This is a genomic window from Candidatus Hakubella thermalkaliphila, assembly GCF_013281975.1.
Taxonomy (GTDB): domain Bacteria; phylum Actinomycetota; class Humimicrobiia; order Hakubellales; family Hakubellaceae; genus Hakubella; species Hakubella thermalkaliphila.
Genome location: NZ_BLRZ01000506.1, coordinates 1 through 505, shown reverse-complemented (window position 1 = coordinate 505; position 505 = coordinate 1). Strand labels below are relative to the sequence as shown.

1 protein-coding gene is annotated in these 505 nt (G+C 36.0%); it reads right to left on the bottom strand.

Annotated elements, in window-relative coordinates:
• A partial coding sequence (locus HW443_RS13180; RefSeq protein ID WP_219857276.1) for a hypothetical protein occupies nucleotides 1-374 on the bottom strand: 374 nt, incomplete at its 3' end.
• Nucleotides 375-505 lie beyond the last annotated feature (131 nt).

Below are 505 nucleotides of genomic sequence, written 5' to 3'. Positions count from 1 at the left end.
TATCTGTTATTGTACCTGGTATATTTCAGAATTCCTGAAAATGCTCCTGCGCCTACGGGAAGAGGGTAAATCAGCATGTAAAAAAGGATTGCAAAAATGTCAAATGACAAACCTTTCGCTTTGTAAAATGCCCTTATCAACCCTCTGCTTACACTCAAGTTAACAGAACAGATCAGAAAAATAGAGATAAGAAATGCCGTATTCTTAAAATAAAAGAAAAGCATTGCCAGCAATGAGTTCAAAAAAAGAGTTGCAACATTAATCTTTAGCTCATAAGATGCTGTGCCTGAATCTGCCAGTAAATCTTTATTTTTAAGGGAATAAATAGTCCAGTACATAGATTTTCTAAATGCATTTTTCAGTGATTTTATCAATGTGAAATTGAATATATGCCGAACCAGTATCTCAGAGTTCATTGTGAGTTTGTAGCCCGTCTTTCTGAGCCTGTGGCTGAACTCCAGTCACCTTGTAAGCTCGTATGCCGTCTTCTGCTTGAAAAAAAAAA